Origin of the sequence: Streptococcus cristatus (assembly GCF_003943505.1) — a bacterium.
Classification (GTDB): Bacteria; Bacillota; Bacilli; order Lactobacillales; family Streptococcaceae; genus Streptococcus; species Streptococcus cristatus_E.
The window spans coordinates 1-893 of the sequence record NZ_RJPS01000042.1; the positions used below are offsets into that span (position 1 = coordinate 1).

2 protein-coding genes are annotated in these 893 nt (G+C 42.3%); both read left to right on the forward strand.

The annotated features are described in order from the left end of the window. A partial coding sequence (locus tag D8792_RS10810; protein ID WP_125374006.1) for a helix-turn-helix domain-containing protein occupies positions 1–607 on the forward strand: 607 nt, incomplete at its 5' end. Between the two features lie 10 nt (positions 608–617). Next, positions 618–893: CDP-diacylglycerol--glycerol-3-phosphate 3-phosphatidyltransferase (pgsA, locus tag D8792_RS10815; protein WP_125374007.1), on the forward strand; the 276-nt coding region annotated here is incomplete at its 3' end.

Below are 893 nucleotides of genomic sequence, written 5' to 3' on the forward strand. Positions count from 1 at the left end.
TTTAGAGGCATACGACACAGATAATACTGTCGTTTATGACGAAATTGAATTAGCTGAAAACGAGGAATTTCGAAGTAGAAAATATAAAAATCGTTCTTTCTCGCTTCCGCTCTTTTATTTCCTAGTAGTTGCCCTGTCTATCATTATTTTTGTCACCTATTACGTTTGGCAATATGCCAATACAACTGCTCCGCAGTTTACCAGCTCCGATAGTTACAGCCTCGTCTCGAGCTCAAGTCTCGAAGATGGTTCAACTCCACCTGAGACCTCCACTACAGACTCTAGCTCAACAAAAGAAAAGCTGGAAGTCACTGGAGAAGGAAACTATTTGACTGCAAAGTATCGTGGCGAGTCGCAAACTACTCAGTTAACAATCTCAGCGAGCAACACCTCAAGCTGGATTAGTGTGACAAATACAGACTTGGCAGCTGGTACAACCCTTACTCCAACCCAATCAAGCCAAACAGTGACACTCTCTCCCAATACCACTTATACAATTACCTTAGGAGTTGTAAAAGGCGTCACTGTCACTGTCGGCAGTCAGAAAATAGACCTATCTACCTTGACCAGCGACAGTGCTATAATTACCCTTACAATTGAATCATAAAGGAAGAATGATGAAAAAAGAAAATATCCCTAACGCTTTAACCCTTGCCAGAATTGCCTTAATTCCAATCTTTATTTTGATTTTGACTTTTGGGCATTCGCCAGCCATGCATATCCTAGCTGGAATCATTTTCGCCCTTGCCAGTATCACAGACTACCTGGATGGCTATCTGGCTCGCAAGTGGCAGGTCGTGACCAATTTTGGAAAATTTGCCGATCCTATGGCCGATAAACTGCTGGTTATGTCCGCTTTTATCATGCTGATTGAAATGAAAATGGCTCCTGCT